At 66.4% G+C, this 15,953-nt stretch carries 12 protein-coding genes; 7 read left to right on the forward strand and 5 right to left on the reverse strand.

Annotated features, from left to right (window positions below; translation table 11 throughout):
- Window positions 1-17: 17 nt before the first annotated feature.
- A complete protein-coding gene (locus BLT66_RS13940; protein WP_092758303.1) occupies window positions 18-545 on the reverse strand; it encodes a GNAT family N-acetyltransferase in 528 nt (175 codons plus the stop codon).
- A 118-nt stretch (window positions 546-663) separates the two neighbouring features.
- On the opposite strand from BLT66_RS13940, the gene BLT66_RS13945 reads away from it, so the two are divergent.
- The 6 genes from BLT66_RS13945 to BLT66_RS13970 all read left to right on the forward strand — a co-directional run bounded on the left by BLT66_RS13945 (window position 664) and on the right by BLT66_RS13970 (window position 10,610).
- Window positions 664-969, forward strand: a complete 306-nt coding sequence (locus BLT66_RS13945) for a 2Fe-2S iron-sulfur cluster-binding protein (protein ID WP_092758304.1) — start codon at window positions 664-666, stop codon at window positions 967-969.
- 24 nt (window positions 970-993) lie between these two features.
- The gene (locus tag BLT66_RS13950; RefSeq protein WP_092758305.1) at window positions 994-5,103 is read left to right on the forward strand and encodes an ATP-binding protein; all 4,110 of its coding nucleotides are present in this window, start codon (window positions 994-996) and stop codon (window positions 5,101-5,103) included.
- Between the two features lie 47 nt (window positions 5,104-5,150).
- Window positions 5,151-7,019 (forward strand): cytochrome P450, encoded by a 1,869-nt coding sequence (locus BLT66_RS13955; RefSeq protein WP_092758306.1) that lies wholly within the window; start codon window positions 5,151-5,153, stop codon window positions 7,017-7,019.
- A complete protein-coding gene (locus tag BLT66_RS13960; protein ID WP_092758307.1) occupies window positions 7,020-8,435 on the forward strand; it encodes a Dyp-type peroxidase in 1,416 nt (471 codons plus the stop codon).
- Window positions 8,436-8,593: 158 nt separating this feature from the next.
- On the forward strand, window positions 8,594-9,400 hold the full coding sequence (locus BLT66_RS13965) for a DODA-type extradiol aromatic ring-opening family dioxygenase (protein WP_092758308.1): 807 nt from the start codon (window positions 8,594-8,596) through the stop codon (window positions 9,398-9,400).
- Window positions 9,401-9,455: 55 nt separating this feature from the next.
- Entirely contained in the window at window positions 9,456-10,610 is a 1,155-nt protein-coding gene (locus tag BLT66_RS13970) for a toxin-antitoxin system YwqK family antitoxin (protein WP_092758309.1), read from the forward strand.
- 108 nt (window positions 10,611-10,718) lie between these two features.
- Here BLT66_RS13970 and BLT66_RS13975 read toward each other — a convergent pair whose 3' ends face one another.
- Complete coding sequence (locus tag BLT66_RS13975) at window positions 10,719-11,216, reverse strand: DUF2917 domain-containing protein (RefSeq protein WP_092758310.1); 498 nt, start codon at window positions 11,214-11,216, stop codon at window positions 10,719-10,721.
- Window positions 11,217-11,334: 118 nt separating this feature from the next.
- Between BLT66_RS13975 and BLT66_RS13980 the strand changes: the two genes are divergently transcribed.
- Window positions 11,335-12,321 carry a LysR substrate-binding domain-containing protein gene (locus BLT66_RS13980; RefSeq protein ID WP_092758311.1) on the forward strand — a complete coding sequence of 329 codons (987 nt, stop codon included), beginning with the start codon at window positions 11,335-11,337 and terminating at the stop codon, window positions 12,319-12,321.
- Here the strand turns inward: BLT66_RS13980 and BLT66_RS13985 are convergent.
- The 3 genes from BLT66_RS13985 to BLT66_RS13995 are packed head-to-tail and all read right to left on the reverse strand — an operon-like array spanning window position 12,309 to window position 15,951.
- Window positions 12,309-13,754: an N-acyl-D-amino-acid deacylase family protein gene (locus BLT66_RS13985; protein WP_092758312.1), complete on the reverse strand. Its 1,446-nt coding sequence runs from the start codon at window positions 13,752-13,754 to the stop codon at window positions 12,309-12,311. The genes BLT66_RS13980 and BLT66_RS13985 overlap by 13 nt on opposite strands.
- A complete protein-coding gene (locus BLT66_RS13990) occupies window positions 13,751-14,659 on the reverse strand; it encodes a MurR/RpiR family transcriptional regulator (protein WP_092758313.1) in 909 nt (302 codons plus the stop codon). The genes BLT66_RS13985 and BLT66_RS13990 overlap by 4 nt, the downstream gene beginning before the upstream one ends.
- 8 nt (window positions 14,660-14,667) lie before the next feature.
- Window positions 14,668-15,951: an amino acid deaminase gene (locus BLT66_RS13995; protein WP_369821599.1), complete on the reverse strand. Its 1,284-nt coding sequence runs from the start codon at window positions 15,949-15,951 to the stop codon at window positions 14,668-14,670.
- Window positions 15,952-15,953: the final 2 nt, after the last annotated feature.

The raw sequence follows: 15,953 nt of genomic DNA on the forward strand, positions 1-15,953 counted from the left end.
ACTTAATCAATAGCAAATCAATCCAGCGCGCGTTTCAGGCGAATTTCTTCGATCTTGATGTCGCCCATGGGCACGGTCTTGGCGGTGTTGAGTTCGCGCTTGAAGCCGGCCAGGTCAAAAAACCGCAGTGCGCGCTCGTTGCGCAGCGGAATCCAGACGGTGACGGTGGTGCAGCCTTCTTCGACCAGGGCTTCGCGGGCGGCATCCCACAGGGCCAGGCCCACGCCCTTGTCCCAGTGGCTGGCGGCGACGTAGATCGACCAGATTTCGCCTACGGTGTTCTTCGTGCCTTTGTCGCGCGAGCGGTCGAAGCCCACAAAGCCGACGATCTTGTCGCCATCCAGCGCCACCTGCACCTGCGGATCGCCGTATTCGATGGCTTCACGCCACAGGCTCAGGCGCTTGGGCATGGGCAAGGTGTTCAGATGCTCGTCCGGCACCAGGCCTTGGTAGGCGTCGGCGGTGGCGCTGACGTGCAAATCGGCAATCGCCTGGGCCTCGCGCAGCACGGCGGGGCGAACATCAATAGAGAGAGGACTGGTCATGGGGAAGTAACGGCCAACAGCGGCCAAAGAACGAAAGTATTTCGGGGGAGCAGGATTGTCGCCGCAAAACGCAGGCTCTTGGCACCGGAGGGTGGCTCAGACTAAACTCAAGCCACCCATGCCATCAGAAGCAACCCGTTACAAAGTCAGCCTTCTTCCTGAGGCCGAACACTTTGATGCCCCACCCGACCTGCCTGTGCTGGTGTCGGCCGAGCACGCGGGTCTGCTGCTCGCCAGTTCCTGCCGCAACGGCAGCTGCCGCAGCTGCATCTGCCGGATGCTGAGCGGGCGGGTGCGCTACCAGATCGCCTGGCCTGGCCTGAGTGCCGAGGAAAAAGCCGAGGGCTACATCCTGCCCTGTGTGGCTTATCCGATGTCTGACATGGTGGTCCAGCTGCCCCCGCGGGCAGGCTACACCTTCTGACCCGGCCGCCGACGGAGCTGCGCAGTGCATACCTTTGACGCCCCCGCCCTGACCATGACGGTGCTGCTGGAAGAGTCGCGCATGTCGATGGCGATTTCCGACGGGCGTGCCATCGGCCTCATCACCAGCCTGCAGCTGGCGCCCTGCACGCTGGCGCCCCTGGCCGAACCGGCCCCGGCCAGCCACCTCGAACTCCAGACCCGGGGCGCCGGCCTGTTTGCGCGGCTGTTCCCGGAAAAAATCCGCCTGCTGCTGCGCCACAGCCCGCCGCGCGACCTGTGCCTGCAGCTGGATGCGAAGCTGCTCGACATCCCCTGGGAAATGGCCTTCGATGGGAAGAACTTTCTGGGCGAAAAATTCCAGATTGCCCGGCGCATCGTGTCCGATGCCACGCTGGCCTTCACGCCGCGCGTAGATCTGCACCGCGAAACCCTGCGGGTGCTGCTGGTGCTGGGTACCGGCAGCAGCCAGGCCCACAACGATTACAGCAATGCCTTGGCCACCCGGCTGCGGGCCATGGAATACCTGGTCGTCACCGAGGCCAGCGCCCAGGCCCTGGAGCGCCCCGCCCTGCTGCGGCTGGCCGACGAAAGCGACGTGGTGCATTGCATAGACGCGATCGACCCCAGCCTGCACCCCGCCACGGCGCACACCCTGCCGCTGGTCTGGAACGACCTTGCGCGCCAGGCCAAAACCGCCCAGCTGCTGGTATTCGACAGCCTGGCCAGCACAGCCGGCCACACCAGCAACACAGCCTGGCTGCAAACCGCCTGCCACCGCAGCGCTCCCGTATTGGTCCAAACCCATTGGACGGACGGGCACAACAGCGTCGACGGCATGCACTCGCTGTACCGAGGGCTGGCGCAAGGCATGGGTCTGGGCGAAGCCGTGCGCCTGGCCCGGGTAGAAGGCCTGCAGCACAGCGCCCATGGCGACACGGCCGGCCGGCGCCCCTGGACCCCGGCGCTCTACGGCGACGCCAAACTGGTCTTGCAGCCGGCCAGCGACCGCCCAGGGCTGGGCGACCATTTGCGCCAGGTCACCGCCATGTCCTGCGACCTGGTGGACTCGACCAAGCTGCTGGGCGTATGGGGCGCCGAACGCTACAGCGACATGCTCGACAGCTACCACGCAGCCTGTGCGGGCATCGTCGCGCGCTGGGGCGGCATATCGGACAGCCCCCAGGGCGACGACGGCGTGATGTGCTACTTCGGCATTCCGCTGGCCTACGAGGACTCAGCCGCGCGGGCACTGCGGGCCGGGCTGGAAATCCTGCAAATGGTCACGCAGCTGGGTATCCAGGTGCGCCTGGGCGTGGTCACCGGCCACGTAGTGGTCAAGGGTGGCCAGCCTTTTGGGGTATCGCTGCACCTGGCGGCGCGGCTGCAGTCGATCGCCCGCCCCAACACCCTGGTGGCCAGCGACTCGACGCGGCAGATCGTCAAGAACAAGTTTATTTTTGAACGGCTGGACAGCCTGCCGCAGCTCAAGGGTTTTTCGCTGACCACCACCGCCTACCAGGTGCTGGGCGAAGTGCTAGACGGCACCACGCAGCCACGCGAAGGCGCCCCACCGCGGACCCCGTTTGTGGGCCGAGATTCCGAAATCCACCTATTGGAAACCCACTGGACCGGCGTGCAAACCGGCACACTGCGCAGCGTCCTGGTATCGGGCGAGGCCGGCATGGGCAAATCGCGCCTGGCCAGCGAGTTCCGCCGCCGGCTCGCAGCGCGCAGCCACCGCGCCATCGAATGCCGCTGCACGCCAGAGCACACCCATAGCGCCTTCCATCCGCTGATCGACCTACTGCGCCGGCGCCTGCGCCTGGGCGACGACGACACCACCGAAGCCAAGCTCGACAGGATCCGACACCGGCTGCCGCAAGCGATGGTGGACGACAGCAATCTGGCGCTGGTCGCTTCCCTGCTGTCGGTGCCGGTAGAAGGCCATCTGCCACCGCTGAAAGCCTCTGCCGAGAAACAACGCCAAGGCACCCTGGACGTACTGGTCGCCTGGCTGCTGCAGGAAACCCGGCGCGGTCCGGTCTGCCTGGTGGTCGAAGACCTGCAATGGATAGACCCGTCGACCCGCGAGTTCCTGCACCGCGTGGTGGCTGAGGCAGAACAAGTCCCGCTACTGATCTTGCTGACCATGCGCTCGGAGCAGCCGCCCCCACACGACCCGGGCTTTGCGGTCCACGAAATCGCGCTCAAGGGTTTGTCGCCCGACGCCACGCGGGCCATGATATTGACCGCCTGCGGCCCCTCTGCCGTACCGGGCGAGATGGTTCAACTGCTGGCCGAAAAAGCCGACGGCGTGCCTTTGTTCATTGAGGAATCGGCGCGCATGGTGATGGACCTGGGGGTGCAGGCGCACAGCGGCGACGCCGCCCTGGCCGCCCGCTTCTCGGTGCCCTCCACCATCCACGACCTGCTGATGGCCCGGCTGGACCGGCTGGCCGGCGCCAAACAGGTAGCCCAGGTGGGTGCCACCATCGGCCGCGAATTCTCGCTGCCCTTGCTGCAGGCCATCCTGGGCCACGAAACCTCGCCCATCGGCCTGAACCACCTGCCAGCCCAGCTGGCCACCCTGGTGCGCTCGGGCCTGCTGGTCGAAAAAGGCAGCGCCGCCAGCGCCAATTACTTCTTCAAGCATGCGCTGGTGCGCGACGCCGCCTACGGCTCGCTGTGGGAGCGTGACCGCAAACGCCTGCACCGCACCATTGCCAACGTGGTGCGTGAGCAATTCCAGGATCTGGCGCAAAGCCAGCCCGAGCTGCTGGCCCACCATTTCGCGCAATCCGGCAACGACGCCCAGGCCCTCGAATACTGGGAACGCGCAGCCCGCCGCGCCGCCGCCCGCTCGGCCCACATGGAGGCCACCAACCACCTGCGCAGCGGCTTGGGCCTGCTGGCCCGGTTGCCGGCCGTACCAGAGCGCGACCGCACCGAACTGCGCCTGCAGCTGATGCTGGCCGGGCAACTGATCGCCACCCACGGCTATGGTGCCGACCAGGTTGGACATGCCTACGAGCGCGCGGCCGAACTCTGCCAGCGGGCCGGCGACGAAGCCGCGCAGATGAAAACCCTGCTCGGCCTGGAGGGTTACCACTTCATGCGTGCCGACTTCGAGCGCGCCCACATCATCGCCCGCCAGGCCACCGCCATGCTGGGCGACTCGGTCGACCCGATACGCAAGATCCAGCTGCAATGGGCAGTGGGCAACATCCTGTTCCACCAAGGCGAATTTGCGGCCACGGTGGAGCGCCTCGACGCCTGCCTGGTCGCCTACGACGCCATCCCCCACCATCCGAGCATGGTGCAGGACCCGGGTGTGATCTGCCTGTGCTATTCGGCCTGGGCCCTGTGGGAGATCGGCCAGGCCGACCAGGCCCTGGCGCGCGCCCAGAAAGCCGTTGCCGTGGCCGAGCAGCTCGAACACAAATTCAGCATGGCCGAAGCCTATGCGTTCTGCGCCTCGGTGCATTTGTTCCGCGGGGAGCACCCGCAAGCCCTGCAATGCGCCCAGCGGGCCCGGGACATCTGCCAGGAGAACGGCTTTGCGGTCTGGCTGGCCTATGCCCAGCTGCTGCACGGCCGCCTGGTAGCCGAGCTGGGTGACCCCGCAGCCGGGGTCGAAGAAATGCGGCAGGCCTATGGCATGTGGGTATCCACCGGCGCGGTCGTGACCCGCCCGCTGTACCTGGCGATGCAGGCCGAAGGCCTTGCCCTCGCCGGACGTCCCGATGACGGCCTGGCCGTGCTGGCCCAGGCCTTCGAACTGGTCTGCCAGTACAAGGAGCACTACCACGAGGCCGAGGTCCGCCGGCTCACCGGCGAGCTGATTCTGCAGTCGGCCGCCCAGCACGGGCAGGACCGCAGCCTGGAAGCCCAGCAGTGGCTGCTGGGTGCACTCGAATTTGCCCGCGCCCACCAGCACCATGCAGCCGCCTTGCGCAGTGCCACCAGCCTGGGCAGGTTGTGGCAGGCCCAGGGCCGGCCGCACGATGCCTGGCACATCCTCAAATTAGAGTATGACGCTGTAACAGAAGGTTACTACACTCAGGACGTGCAAGCTGCGAGCGCATTGCTGGAACAGCTGCAGCTCGCCAGCAGCACACCCATCCTGGCATAAAGCGGGCCACAGCCATCTCGGTCAGTCGGCCCCATCACGGAGCTCCCATGACCAAGCTACTGAGTACCTTCGACGCGCCCGATACCTCGGCGTTCCAGCAAAACCGCCTGCTGTTCAGCTGGCTGAGCGACGAGCAGCAACGCGCCACGCTGTACCGCGAACTGCTATACACCCCACGCGTGCTGCCCTTCACCAGCCGCGCCGACACCAAGGCCCGGGCCAGCGATCCCGGCGACTCGCAGTACCACCAAACCGTCTACCTGCTGACCCAGCGCGCCCATATCGAGCAGGCGCTGACCGACACCGCATCCTTCAGCAACTCGCCCTACCTGGCCCTGGGCAGCGGCACTTTCATGCTGGGCCTGGACAAAGACCAGCCCACGCCTGCCACCGACGAACACAAGGCCCAGCGCCAGTTTGCGATGGGCGCGTTCAAGTACGACGGCCGCACGATTGCGGCGCTGTCGGCGCTGGCTTACCAGGCTGCCTCGGTGCTGCCGTTGAAAACCCGTGAGTTCGACCTGGCCTACCTGAGCGAACAGGCGGCGCTGCGTTTCGTCGGCTTTCTGTTCGGCTTTGCCCAGTCGGACGTGGGCCTGCTGGAGCAGACCATGCGCATGGCCTACAACGGCATGAGCTACCAGATGTTCGCCCGCCACTTTGTAGCCAACCCGCTGGCCGTGCCCCAGGCCTCGGGCGCGATGGGCATGCTGCTGGTGCGCGTAGGCCAGCTGATCGACCAGTACCAGCAGGCCATCGGTAAAAAAGAGCAAGACGATGTCGCCGCGCTGCAGCTGGAGCTGAAAGAGCTGCAGACCTTTGCCTTCCCGCCGCAGGGCGCCCAGCTGTTGAAGGATTTCGAACCCATCCTGCCGCGGCTGGCGCGCACCGCAGCCCAGTATTCCGGTACCGAGCTGGCAGCCATTGTGGTCGGCTCCATCGCCGGCATCATCGGCAATGTGCAGGCCAGCGTCAGCATTGCGGTCAGCCAGTTTTTCACCCTGAACCAGATGCCGCTGGCCAAGGCTGCGGCGCTGCGTGCGGCGCAAAACCCGGCCGATGGCGCTGCCCTGAGTGCGCTGATCCTGGAGGCACTGCGCCTGCAGCCGCCCGCACCCTTCTTGCCGCGCCGGGTGTTGAAGGACAACCCATTTGGCGACGTGGACGGCGTGCGCGTCCCGGCCGGATCGCTGGTCATCCTGGCGGTGGGGGCCGCCACCCGCGACGATGGCCAGCCGCACCCGCACGAGTTCCGTGCCACGGCCACCAAAGACGACCCGCTGATCTTCGGTGGCGACCCCGGCGACCACCTGCACCAGTGCCTGGGCAAGTACATCGCCATGCCGCTGGTCGCCCAGGTGGTGCAGCAGGTGCTGCTGCTGCCCGGCCTGGCGCAAACGCTGGACCCGACCACTGGTGATGCCAACCGGCTACAAAAACACTGGGGTTTCAACTGCAGCAGCTACCCCCTGCAGTACACCGTGGACAAACGTGTCATCCAGCAGTCGCTGAACGTGGTGATGGAAATCAAGAAGCCGCTGGCCGTGCATGCCGAGGCGCTGAAGCAGATCATCGTCTACGGTGCGCCGCGCATCGAGCTGCGACTGCAACAGGCGCGGCATGTGCACTTCGCGTTCTTCGAGTTTCTGGAGAACGACAGCAAGCTGGTGCTGCACACGATTTTCGACGGCGATTTCGATGCCTACATCGAACACTTCGCGCTGCAGATCGGCCCGCTGTTCGACCTGCTGTTCGAGCACATCGAGCATGCACCGCCGCTGCCGGTGGCCGAGTTTCCGAAGGAATTCATCGACGCCATCCGCCTGCACAACAAGGCGCCGGCCGGGCGTTATTTCTACAGCGCCTATCCGCTGCGCACCGTGGCCGACATCGTCTCCAGTCCGGAGGTCCGCTAAATGCCACACACCGCCCGGCTGGAAAAAGCCCACATCCAGAACATCGTGGCCAACGGCTACGACTTCCACTGCAGCCGCTACCTGGTGCTCAGCATCACCCAGGCCGATGCGGCACGGCAGTTTCTGCGCGCACTGCTGGACGGCGGCTGGGTGGTCTCGGCCACCGCCTCGCGCGCGGCTGCCGAACGGCTGAAGACCGAGCAGCGCTGCCCGATGGGCATAGGCTTCACCTTCCAAGGTCTGCAGCAATTGCAGCTGCCGTCGGTCTACCTGCGCGCCTTCCAGGACCGTGCGCCGGCCTTTGCCCAGGGCGCCTACCAACGCGCCGCGCACCGCCTGGCCGACACCGGCCCCAGCGCTGCCGAGCAGTGGGATACCAGCTTTAGGCCGAATACCGCGCACGTCTTCCTCACCCTGCATGCCGACACCCAGGCCGAGCTGGACCAGGCCCAGGCCACGCTGCAGCAGCTGGCCGGCGCGGCGTTTGCGCCCGAGGGCTGGACGGCAGCCTTCCAGGGCGGCCACCTGAACCGCGAGCGCAAAAAGCGCCGCATCCACTTCGGCTACCTGGACGGTCTCACCAACCCGCTGATCAACGGCCTGCACCCGCATGCCGCCCACTATGCCGACCTCAAGTTGCAGCCGCAGTTCCACGCGCCGGGCGAGTTCCTGCTGGGCCACGACAACGACGAGGGCTACAACCGCTGGCTGCTCAGCACCGAGGACGAGCCGGTGCGCCAGTTCTTTGCCAACGGCAGCTTCTCAGTCTTCCGCAAGATGGCGCAGGACACCGCGGCATTCGAGTCCTTCGTCGACAAGGCCGCCAGCGACGCCCCATCGGCCGACTACGTGCGCGCCAAGATGCTGGGCCGCTGGCACGACGGCCGGGTGCTGGATGCAGCATCGCCCAACCAGCCCGGGCCAGACCACAGCCCCCAGTCCAACGCCGAGCTGAACGACTTCGACTTCTCGACCGACAAGCAAGGCCTGGGCTGCCCGTTCGGCGCGCACATCCGGCGCATGAACCCGCGCGCCGACCCGGTCGTGCCGTTCCGCCGCCGGCCGCTGCTGCGCCGTGGCATTCCCTACGGTCCGCCCACCGGCGCCGACACGGCAGAGCTTGACCGCGGCCTGCTCGGCCTGTTCTTTTGCGCCAGCCTGGAAGACCAGTTCGAGCATCTGGTGTCCGAGTGGGGCAACAAGAACCCGTTTGGCGTGCCCAACCACAGCACGGCCAAAGACCCGCTGATCGGCAACCACGAAGGCAGCGGCGGCCAGTTCGACATCCCGCTGGGCGGGGGGGCGAACAAACCGCTCAGCGGCTTCACTCCCTTCGTCACCACGCGCGGCACGCTGTACACCATGTTCCCCAGCCTGCCGGCGCTGCGGGTGCTGGCCGAGCCACCGGCGGGCTGATGCAAGCCTAATAGGCTGCTGGCGCAGGCACCACCTGCGCCAGTGGCTATTAATACAATAGCAAATGTAGATCTGGAAGCCCCCACCGTGGGGCTTTCGTGCAGCGGGCACGCGGCTGCGCTATAAAACGCCTTTCGCCCGCAGAAAGCTCTCCCACCATGACCACCACCCTGCCCACCTACTTCATCTCCCATGGCGGCGGCCCCTGGCCGTACATGGAAGAAATGCGCCCCATGATGCGCGTGCTGGCCGAGTCGCTGGCCGATATGCCGCGCCAGATCGGCGTCACCCCAAAAGCCGTGCTGTGCATCTCGGCGCACTGGGAGGAAAGCGCCTTCACCGCCATGTCCCACCCGCAGCCGCCCATGCTGTACGACTACGGCGGCTTCCCGGAGCACACCTACCACGTGGTCTACCCGGCCCCCGGCGCACCAGAACTGGCGCAGCGCGTGCACGACCTGATTGCCGCCGCCGGCCTGCCGGCGCGGCTGGACCCGCAGCGCGGCTTTGACCACGGCACGTTTTCGCCGCTGGTGGTGATGTACCCGCAGGCCGACGTGCCGGTGCTGCAGCTGTCGCTGAAGACCGGGCTGGACCCGGCCATCCACCTGGCGCTGGGCCGGGCCCTGGCCCCCCTGCGCGACGAGGGCGTGCTGATCGTCGGCAGCGGCCTGAGCTACCACAACCTGCGCATGTTCGGCCCGGCGGCCCGGGCGCCATCCAAGGCTTTTGACGACTGGCTGCAGGACACCGTGGCCGCTACCCCGGCCGAGCGCGAAGCCCGCCTGCTGGCCTGGGCCAACGCGCCGGCAGCCCGCCTGGCGCATCCGCGCGAGGAACATCTGATCCCGCTGATGGTCGCCGTGGGCGCCGCTTTCAACGACCCGGCCACCTGCGTCTACCACGAGGAAGCCATGTACGGCGGCGTCACCGCCTCCAGCTTTCGCTTCGACACCAAGGCATAAACAGGCCGCCAGCGCATATACCACCTGCGTAAGCAGCTACATATTCAATAGCAAAATGCATTTTCCCTCCCTCACCGCCCTGTGTGCGGCCCTGCTCTGCGCCAGCGCGGCCCACGCCGTACAGGACTGCGAACTCAACGGCCAATCCGTCAACCCCGACAACGGCAGCACCACGGCCGGCAAGACTGGCGTGATGCGCTGCAAAGACCGCGACAGCGGCCAGTTGGTGCACGAGCAAGAGCTGCAGAACGGCCGCTTCATGGGCCTGGACCGCTTCTACCAAAACGGCAAACTGCTGCGCGAACGCCAGATCAACGAACGCGGCAACAACCACGGCAAGGTGCGCGAATTCGCCCCCGACGGCACGGTGCTGCGCGAATCCACCTATGACAACGGCAGCGAAGTCGGCCTGGTGCGGCGCAACCACGCGAACGGCGCCCTGCAGCGCGCCACCTACTACGGCGCCGGCAACCTGGGCGAACTAGCCTACGCCGAATTCACCCCGCGCGGCCAACTGCGCAGCCTGCGCTGCGGCGACAAGCCGCTACTGGCGCCGCTGGTGGACGACGCCAAGCTCTGCGGCTTCGGCAGCAGCCCGGCCCAGGTGGAGATGTTCAACGACGCCGGCGTGCTGCAGATGCGTGCCCGCTACGCCAACGGCCAACGCCAGCGGCTGGAAGACCTGTACCCCAGTGGCAAGCCCGAGCGCGTGGAAGAAACCAAGGACGGCATCCGCTCCGAGCGCCGTTTTGCCGAAGACGGCACGCTGCGCCGCGAAACCCTCTGGCAGCTGGACGGTAAAACATCCAGCAAAACGCTGGAGCGCGAATTCTCCGAAAGAGGCAGCCTGGTGCGCGAGCAGAAATGGGCCGAGCGCCGCGCGGTGAGCGACGCCAGCTTCTACCTGAACGGCCAGCCCAAGAGCCGCATGCTGTACAGCCGCGACGGCAACACCGACTACGTGGACGAAACCGACTTCTACGACAGCGGCAAGCCGAACCGCACCGGGCGCTATGCCCAGGCCGACCGCTACAACCGCACGCCTGTGGGCACCCACCAGTCCTTCAACGCCCAAGGCAAGTTGGTGGGCGAATCCGTCTATGACAGCCGTGGCCGCATCAGCCGCGAACGCGACTGGGACGACGACGGCAAGCTCTTGCACGACGACGAGGTGTTTGAAGACGGCTCGCGCAAGTCCTACGCAAAATAAAAAAAGGCACTGCGGGTCTGCAGTGCCTTTCTGGTCAGTTTTATAAAAGTAAGCTGCCAGCGCAGGCAGTACCTGCGCTGACAGCTATTTATTCCATAGCATACAGGTTTATGCGGTGCGGCCGCGGCCAGCCACCAGGGTGTCACCCAGGCCCACCAGGCCCATGGCCAGGCGGCCAGCAGCCGTGGCGGCGGAACGCAGCGCCCAGGCCAGGTCGCGGCCCGGCTGGACCACGCCACCGCGCCACTGGGCACCGGCGCTGGCGGCTTCCTGGCGGCCGTCCCAGACAGCTTCGGTGGCGGCTTCCCAGCTGAAGTAGGCCGCTCCGGCCTGGCTGGCGCCTTCGCCCAGGTACCAGGACTCGATCACCATGCGCTGGCCGGCCTGCAGGCGCAGCGTATCGCCGGCCTCCAGGATGTGGTCGCCCAGCACCATGGTGTGGCCAGTGTGCGGGCCGTCCAGAGTCGCCCACACCTTGCCCTGGGTCACGCGGAACACGCCGGTCTGGTGCGGTTGCAAGGTGGTGGCATGGCCCGCGTCCAGCTTCCAGCATTCCGTCAATGCCGAAGCAGAAGGGGAGGATTGCAGTGCAAGGGTAGCGGACATAGGGTTCTCCAAATAAATACGTTTCGGGAATGAATCATCGTTGCCATAGGCACCCGGGTCCAATGAAATCGGGTTAGGCTATTGATTCCCAAACCGCATGAATGCAAAGCCCCCCTAAATGCTGCAACCCCAAACCCATTTGCGCACCCGCCCGATCAGCGTGGGCCAGTTGCGCGCTTTTGCCGCCGTGGCCAGGCACCTGAACTTCCGCGCCGCGTCCGAAGAGCTGGCGCTGACGCAGTCGGCCGTCAGCCGGCAGATCCAGGCGCTTGAGGAAGAAGTCGGCGTGCCCCTGTTCCTGCGCCACACCCGGGCGGTGGAACTGACCGGCGCAGGCTCGCAATTGATGCGCAGCGTGACGCATACGCTGGAGCAGCTGGACAGCACGGTGCGCATGATCCGGCGCAGCGCGGGGCGTAAAAGCGTGGCCGTCAGCACCTGGGCCTCGTTTGCGTCCATGTGGCTGATCACCCGGCTCGAGGCCTTCCAGACCGAGTACCCGGACATCGACATCCGCATCGACGCCACCGACAACCTGGTGGACATGGAAACCGCCGATGTAGACCTGGCGCTGCGCTACGCGATGCCCGAGACCGTGCCTCAGGGCGCGGTGCGCCTGTTTGGCGAGCAGCTGACCCCGGTGGCCAGCCCCTGGCTGCTGAAGACCGGCCATAGCCTGGCGCGCGGCGAAGACCTGGCGCATTTCGCACTGCTGGAGGCCAGCGACTCGCACCGCACCCAGCACCTGGAATGGCTGACCTGGCGGCGCTGGCTGGAAATCCACCACCTGGAAAAAATCGAGCCGCGGCGCTGGATGCATTTCAACTACGCGCACCAGATCGCCCAGGCCGCCCTCACCGGCCAGGGCGTGGCCCTGGCCCGCATGCCGCTGATCGCCGACAGCCTGGCCAGTGGCGACCTGGTGGAGATCCTGCCGCATATGCGGGTGGACTCGCCAATGGCCTACTGGCTGGTGGTCGGCCCGCGCAGCGCGGCGCGGCCGGAGATCAAGGCGTTTTGCGCCTGGCTGTTGCTACAGGCCCAGGTCACGCGCAAAGCCATAGGCGATGCGCCGGACCCAGATACCGTCGATCACTTCGACTGACGCGTGAGCATGCGGCCGGCCCGTTGCAGCACGCCGCCGCTTGCGGCTTCGCAGGCCAGCCGGCCGTTGACGAACACCTGTTCGATGCCGATGGAGCGCTCCAACGGACTCGCATAGCTGGCCATGTCCTGCACCCGCGCCGGGTCGAACACCACCACGTCGGCAAACCAGCCGGGCTGCAGCTGGCCGCGCTGTTGCAGGCGGAAGTTACGCGCCGACAGCCCCGTCATCTTGTAGACCGCCTGCTCCAGCGTGAACAGCTGCTCGTCGCGCGCATAGCGGCCCAGCACGCGCGGGAACGCGCCCCATAGCCGCGGATGCGGGTGCTGGTCGTGCGGCAGGCCGTCCGAGCCAATCATGCTCAAGGGATGGGCCAGCACGCGCCTCACATCGTCCTCGTGCATCTGGAAGTAGCAGGCGCCGCCGGGCTGCAGGCGCTGGCAGGCGGTTTGCTGGTCTACGCCCCACTCGGCCGCAATATCGGCCAGCAGGCGCCCGACCATTTCCGGGTGCGGGGTCGACCAGCTGAGCAGCACATCGATCACGCCGTCCACCAGGTCTTCGCGCAGCACGGTGGAGCCGGCCAGGTACGGATACACATCCATCGCCACGCTCTGGCGTCGAGCCATTTCTTCGATCAGCGGCAGGGTCTGCAAGGTGCGGCCCCAGTTGGCCGGGCCAGCGCATTTGTGGTGCGAGATGATCAGCGGCACGCCGGCAATGTGCGCCGTGTCGCCAGCCTCGACCAAGGCCTCCAGGATGGCTGCCATTTCGCTGCGCAAATGCGTGGCGTAGACACCATCGAACTGGGCCACCACCTTCGCCAGCCGTACCACCTCCTCCATGGGCGCGGCAAACGCCGGCTCGTAGAACAAGCCGCTTGAGAGGCCGGTCGCGCCCTGGGCCATGCAGTCGGCCAGCAACGCACACATGCGCTCCAGCTCCTCGGCGCTGGCGGGCTGGCCCATATCGGCCATGCAGGCGAAACGCAAGGTGGTGTGGCCGATCAGCGAGGCCACGTTCACGGCCGGCTGGGCCTGGTCCACGGCCGCGGTATAGGCCTTGAAGGCAGGGTATTTGAAAGAGTCCGGCCCCAGCAGATTCAGCGGTGGCAGCGGCTGCTGCACCTGGTAAGGGGCGAGCGAAATGCCGCAGTTGCCGGTCACCACCGTGGTGATGCCCTGCGACAGCTTGGGCCACATGCCGGGCGACTGCAGCACCAGGTTGTCGTCATGGGTGTGCACGTCGATGAAGCCAGGCGCGATCACGCGGTAGCGGCAATCAATGCGCTGCAGTTCGGGCAGGTCTATGGCGAGCTTGGGCCCCATGGCGGCGATGCGGTCGCCCTGCAGCAGCACATCGCCCACCCAGGCGGGTGCGCCCGTGCCGTCGATGATGCGGCCTTGCTCCAGCAGCACAGCAGCTTGCGTCATGCGGCGTCTCCGGGCTCGGCAGGGTTCACGCCCCAGCTGAGCTGCGGGTGGTGCCGCATATCGACGCCGCGGGTGCTGAGGATTTCGTGCACGCCACCCAGGCGCTTTACCGCCTGGTCGCCCAGACGCTGGGCCACCAGCACGGTCAAAATTTCAATCACCGTCAAATGCACCAGATAGGCTTCTGTGCCGACGTGCATCACCGGGTCTTCGGGCACATGGATGCCAAGCACGATGTCGGCATGCTGGGCCAGCAGACTGTCTTGCTGGGTCAGCGCGATCACCGTGGCGCCCTGGCTCCGCGCCACGTCCACGGCCTCGATCAGCGAGGGCATGCGCCCCACGTGGGATATGGCAAACACCACGCCGCCGGGCATTTGCGTGGCCGCCGACACCAGCTGCAGATGCATGTCCAGATAGGCATTCGCCACCAGGCCCAGACGGAACAGGCGCGCCTGCATGTCGGATGCCATGAAGCTCGATGTGGCGCCGACGCTGTAGCAGTCCACCCGCGTGGCCGCCGCCATCGCGCGGGCCGCGGCTTCCACCGCCTCCACACTCAGCTGCGCCGGCACGCTGTTGATGGCCGAGGCCGCGCCCTTGATGACCTTGGTGATCACCTGGGCCGCATCGTCTTCGAGACGCACCTTGCGGTGCAGCGGCGAGCCACCAACAGCCATTTCCTGCGCCAGCGCCAGCTTGAATTCGCGCAAGCCCGGGTAACCCAGGTCGCGGCAGGTGCGCATGATAGTCGGCACCGAGCTGCCGGCACGCTGGGCCAGGGCTTCAAAACTTTCGTCGAGCACACGCTCGGGGTCTTGCAGCACCAGGGCCAGCACCTTGCGCCGGCCGGCCGGTGCGGAAACCATCAGGGCCGCAATTTTTTGGAGTACGCCAGAGGACATGCGGTCTTTCAGAAACAGGTCACCAGCGCATCGCAGACGCCGTAGTCGGCATCGACCACCGGCATCCAGCGCCATTTGTCGAAGGTGGTGCAGGGGTGCGAAATACCCAGCGCCACGCGGTCGCCGACCTGCAGCAGCGCGCTGCCGGCGTCAAGCCAGCGCAGATAGGCATGCTGGTCGTTCAAGGCGCTGATGGTCCAGTCGGCGGGTGCCGTACTGATGCTGCGGCCACCGCACGGGCTGTAGGCAATCGGCGTAGGCAAATCTAGGTCATAGGACAGGTCGCGCCGACCGACCGCCAGAATCGCCAGGCCAGGCTCGGGGCAGGACTGCACGCTGGCCCAGACTTCGATGGCCGGATGCAGGCCGTCCTCGCAGCCCAGGCGCTGGTTCACCGCATTCACCATGCGCTTGTAGAAACCGTGGTCGTGCGTCACATAGCAGCCCGAGCGCAGCAAGCCGCGCACCGGACGCGACAACGCAGGTTTCAGTTGCTCGGCCACCAGATCGAAAATCGCCGAACCGCCAGCGCTGATCAGCACCTCGTCATCGGCAAACCAACCCGCCGCGTCGCAGGCCAGGGCGATGGCGGCGACGCGCTGCATCAGGGCATCGGCGTAGGCGCTGTCGGGCTCGGTCTTGCCACTGGCACCACCGCCTTCGTAGCATTCGATACCGACCAGGCGCGTCGCGCTGCTCTGGTGCAGGCGCTCGGCCAGGGCCAGCGCATCCGCATGGGTACGGCAGCCGGTGCGGCCGCCGGGCACGCCGATCTCGATCATCACTTCGAACGGCGTGGCCTCGGCGTGGCCAGTGAACCAGGCTTCGATCAGCTCCAGCTGGGCCAGCGAATCGACTAGAAAGGCGATGCGCAGGCCGGCAAATTCCTGCTGCAGGCTCTGTATGCCTTGCAGGTCGGAGGCAGTCAGCACTTGGTTGGCAATCAGGCAACGGCGCGCGCCAGTAGTGGCGCCCGCGCGCACCTGGCCGACGGTGGCAAAGGTCAGGCCCCAGGCGCCGGCATCCAGCTGGCGCTGGAACAGCTGCGGCGACATGGTGGTCTTACCGTGCGGCGCCATGTCGACACCGCGCTCGGCGGCGAAGCGCTGCATCCACGACAGGTTGTGCGTCACCGCATCGCGCTTCACGATGGCCAATGGCAGCGGCAGGTCGCCGTCCAGCACGTTCCAGTTTTGTGCAGCCACGGCGGAGCGGCGCAGCGGCGCGCTGTGCTGCGGAAAGCCTTTGAACGAGGCGTCGAGTTGCGGGTCCAGGATATCTTGCAGAGTCATAT

It is taken from the genome of Rhodoferax sp. OV413, assembly GCF_900104385.1.
Classification (GTDB): Bacteria; Pseudomonadota; Gammaproteobacteria; order Burkholderiales; family Burkholderiaceae_C; genus Rhodoferax_B.

Coding starts and splice junctions, on each gene's coding strand:
- BLT66_RS13940 (WP_092758303.1), bottom strand. CDS start 545: ATGACCAGTCCTCTCTCTATTGATGTTCGCCCCGCCGTGCTGCGCGAG.
- BLT66_RS13945 (WP_092758304.1), top strand. CDS start 664: ATGCCATCAGAAGCAACCCGTTACAAAGTCAGCCTTCTTCCTGAGGCC.
- BLT66_RS13955 (WP_092758306.1), top strand. CDS start 5,151: ATGACCAAGCTACTGAGTACCTTCGACGCGCCCGATACCTCGGCGTTC.
- BLT66_RS13960 (WP_092758307.1), top strand. CDS start 7,020: ATGCCACACACCGCCCGGCTGGAAAAAGCCCACATCCAGAACATCGTG.
- BLT66_RS13965 (WP_092758308.1), top strand. CDS start 8,594: ATGACCACCACCCTGCCCACCTACTTCATCTCCCATGGCGGCGGCCCC.
- BLT66_RS13970 (WP_092758309.1), top strand. CDS start 9,456: ATGCATTTTCCCTCCCTCACCGCCCTGTGTGCGGCCCTGCTCTGCGCC.
- BLT66_RS13975 (WP_092758310.1), bottom strand. CDS start 11,216: ATGTCCGCTACCCTTGCACTGCAATCCTCCCCTTCTGCTTCGGCATTG.
- BLT66_RS13980 (WP_092758311.1), top strand. CDS start 11,335: ATGCTGCAACCCCAAACCCATTTGCGCACCCGCCCGATCAGCGTGGGC.
- BLT66_RS13985 (WP_092758312.1), bottom strand. CDS start 13,754: ATGACGCAAGCTGCTGTGCTGCTGGAGCAAGGCCGCATCATCGACGGC.
- BLT66_RS13990 (WP_092758313.1), bottom strand. CDS start 14,659: ATGTCCTCTGGCGTACTCCAAAAAATTGCGGCCCTGATGGTTTCCGCA.
- BLT66_RS13995 (WP_369821599.1), bottom strand. CDS start 15,951: ATGACTCTGCAAGATATCCTGGACCCGCAACTCGACGCCTCGTTCAAA.